This is a genomic window from Mesorhizobium sp. M8A.F.Ca.ET.021.01.1.1, from assembly GCF_003998025.1.
Classification (GTDB): Bacteria; Pseudomonadota; Alphaproteobacteria; order Rhizobiales; family Rhizobiaceae; genus Mesorhizobium.
On sequence record NZ_RZSJ01000635.1, the window covers coordinates 1 to 3,418 of the forward strand.

At 63.4% G+C, this 3,418-nt stretch carries 4 protein-coding genes; all 4 read right to left on the reverse strand.

Annotated elements, in window-relative coordinates:
• Positions 1-142 precede the first annotated feature (142 nt).
• Complete coding sequence (locus EOA36_RS31185; protein ID WP_127280728.1) at positions 143-490, reverse strand: antibiotic biosynthesis monooxygenase; 348 nt, start codon at positions 488-490, stop codon at positions 143-145.
• A gap of 218 nt (positions 491-708) precedes the next feature.
• Positions 709-2,592: an ABC transporter ATP-binding protein/permease gene (locus EOA36_RS31190; RefSeq protein WP_127280729.1), complete on the reverse strand. Its 1,884-nt coding sequence runs from the start codon at positions 2,590-2,592 to the stop codon at positions 709-711.
• A 25-nt stretch (positions 2,593-2,617) separates the two neighbouring features.
• The gene (locus EOA36_RS31195) at positions 2,618-2,911 is read right to left on the reverse strand and encodes a metalloregulator ArsR/SmtB family transcription factor (RefSeq protein WP_127280730.1); all 294 of its coding nucleotides are present in this window, start codon (positions 2,909-2,911) and stop codon (positions 2,618-2,620) included.
• Between the two features lie 133 nt (positions 2,912-3,044).
• Positions 3,045-3,418, reverse strand: a 374-nt coding sequence (locus tag EOA36_RS31200; RefSeq protein ID WP_189553449.1) for a LysM peptidoglycan-binding domain-containing protein, incomplete at its 5' end; no start/stop codon positions are given.

Consider the following 3,418-nt stretch of genomic DNA (forward strand, 5'->3'; position numbering starts at 1 on the left):
CCTGCATGCTGGGCGGTGCGGACAGGAAAACGCTGTTCATCACCGCCGCCGAATGGCGCGGCTTCGAGCACATGGTCAGCGATGCCCGCACCGGCCAAGTGCTCGGCATTAAAGCGCCGGCACCCGGTGTCGGCTGGCCGGGCTAGAGCCCAGGAACCCGCTGATAGTTGGCGATGTCGGCCCTGACGCCGAGCCGGGCGAGCGTCTCCTGCGGGTTGAAGGCAACGCGTTCTTGCGCCGCCTTGACGATCGGCACGACCTTGTCGACGGCCGCCTGGCTTTCCCATTCGACGATCGTCACCAGATTGAATTCACCTGGCCCCGAAAATTGCTCTAGCAGGAAATCCTGCACGAAACCCTGCTGCTGGCGCAGCAATTCGTGTGTCGTCCTGACCTTGCTAAGGATCTCCTCGCGCGCGGCGGCGGGTACGACGAACTTGTCGACCCTGAACACGCTGCTGCCGTTAACGTTCTGATTCGTAACGCTCATATCCATTTGTCTCGTCCTCGAGGATGCTGTTTCGCGGCTCTCGAGCGACGGTCTACAATCTCAACTTAAGTTGAGGTCAAGCAGGATTCTCGATTGATTTGTGGAAAGGCCCAGACAGCGGCGCCTGCTCCGAAAGAAACCGGAGATGACCGCGGGACAGCCCCCCTCTGCCTTGCCGGGCATCTCCCCCACAAGGGGGGAGATTGGCACTCCACCGACTACGACACTTCCGACGTGCGCCTGCGCACGACGACACCCAGTTCGTCGCTTTCGCGGGCAATGCGCAGCCGCTCCTCGGCCTCGGTCGCCTCGCGCTGGCGGTCCCACATCGAGGCGTAGAGGCCGTGCTTTCGCATCAGCTCGACATGGGTGCCGCGCTCGGCGATCTGGCCATCCTTGAGCACGATGATCTCGTCGGCCGAAATCACCGTCGACAGGCGGTGGGCGATGACGATGGTGGTGCGGCCTTTGCTGACCAGGTCGAGCGCGGCCTGGATCTCCTGTTCGGTGTGGCTGTCGAGCGCCGAAGTGGCTTCGTCGAGCATCAGGATGGGCGGCGCCTTCAGGATGGTGCGCGCGATCGCCACGCGTTGCTTCTCGCCACCGGAAAGTTTCAGCCCGCGCTCGCCGACCATCGACTTGTAGCCGTCCGGCAGCTTCTCGATGAACGGTCCGATCTGGGCGAGTTCGGCGGCCTTGCGCACCTCCTCCTCGCCGGCGCTGACACGGCCGTAGCGGATGTTGTAGGCGATGGTGTCGTTGAACAGCACCGTGTCCTGCGGCACCATGCCGAGCACCGCGCGCAGGCTGTCCTGCGTCACATCCCTCACATCCTGGCCATCGATCAGCACCTGGCCACCCTGCACGTCGTAGAAGCGGAACAGCAGCCGCGAGATGGTCGACTTGCCCGCCCCCGACGGCCCGACAATGGCAACGGTCTTGCCGGCCGGCACCTCGAAGGAGACGCCCTTCAGGATCTTGCGGTTCGGATCGTAGGAGAAGTGGACGTCGCGGAACTCGACCTTGCCGGCGCTCACGGCCAGCGGCTTGGCGTTGGGCTTGTCGACGATCTCCTGCGGCACGTCGAGCAGATCGAACATGTGCTCGATGTCGGTCAACCCTTGCCGGATCTCGCGATAGATGAAGCCGATGAAGTTGAGCGGCACGGAAAGCTGCACCAGCATGGCATTGATGAAAACGAAATCGCCGACGCTCTGGGTGCCGGCCTGCACCTCCAGCGCCGACATGCACATGACGACGACCGTGCCGACGCCGAAGATGAAGCCCTGGCCGAAGTTCAGCCAGCCGAGCGAGGTCCAGGTCTTGGTGGCGGCGATCTCGTAACGCGCCATCGAGCGGTCGAAGCGCTCGGCCTCCATGCGCTCATTGGTGAAATACTTGACCGTCTCGAAATTGAGCAGCGAGTCGATCGCCTTGGTGTTGGCGTCGGTGTCGCTGTCGTTCATGTCGCGGCGGATCGAGATGCGCCAGTCGCTCGCCTTGACCGTGAACCAGACGTAGAGGCAGACGGTGATCGCCACCACGGCCACGTATTTCCAGCCATAGGTGAAACCGAATATGCCGGCGGTCAGCGCGAATTCGAGGATCGTCGGCGCCGTGTTCAGCATGATGAAGCGCACGATCGTCTCGATGCCCTTGGTGCCCCGCTCGATGATGCGCGACAGGCCGCCGGTGCGGCGCTCCAGGTGAAAACGCAGCGACAGCTGATGCATGTGCACGAAGGTGCGGAAGGCGAGCTGACGCACCGCATGCTGGCCGACCCGGGCAAAGAGAGCGTCGCGCAGCTGGTTGAAGCCGAGCTGGACAAGCCTCAGCACATTATAGGCAATGACCAGCATCACCGGGGCGAGCATGAACGACGGCAGCGGCGGGGGCGGTTTGAAGCCTCCCGCCAGCGCATCGGTTGCCCATTTGAAGAAATAGGGACCGGCGACCAGCGTCACCTTGGCCACGACCAGCAACAGCGTCGCCCAGGTCACCCGCGCCCTAAGGTCGGCGCGGTCGGCCGGCCACATATAGGGCCAGAGGTTACGCAATGTCGTGAGTGTCGAGGTGTCGGCGGAGACGGTTTTTTCGGCCACTTTTCTTGCCTTTTGGGTGAGAGGATCAGCGGCCGGAGCAGCAGGAATTGATGAGCGCGCCGAGCGACGCCGATACGTCGGCAAGTGCCGCGCGATCGACGGCATAGCGCGATCGTTGACGATCGGGCTCGAAGCGGACAAGGCCGGCCTCGACCAATATTTTCAGATGCTGGGAGATGGTCGACTGCGCCAGATCGAAATGGTCGACAACCTCACGGCAGCAGCAGGAATTGCTGGCGGACAGATGCCTCAGTATCTCGATCCGCGCCGGATGCGCAAGCGCTGCGAACCGCGCCGCGACAAGGCGGCTGTCCGGCATGCAGCCAGGCGCCGCCGAGGCGGCGTGGTCTGATACGGGGATGTATTCTGTCATCGTTCATCGGCGATAGACGATGAGCGATGACAGGGCAAGCTAGGCCGATGGGTAGATCGCCGGAATTGCCGATCTCTCGCTATTGCGTCTTCGCCGGTGCAGTGGTCGCCTGCTCGCCCATCGCCTTGAGGTCGGCGGCTTCACCTTCCTTCGACTTTTCCGGGACTTTGAATACCTGCCCCGGCCAGATGCGGTTCGGATTCCTGATCTGGTCCTGGTTGGCGAGGTATATGGTGGAGTAGCGCACGCCGTGACCATAGACGCGCCTTGAAATCCGCCACAGCGTATCGTTACGCCGAATGACGACCGCGCCGTCGGCATGTTCGAGCTTGGGCGACACGACTTCGGGCACGTCGCTTGGCGGCGTGGCTGCCGCGACAACGGCCGGTGCCGGGGCCTCTGCGGCTGGTGCGGACTCCGCCGGAGCAGCAGCGGCAACAGCAGGCGCCGCAG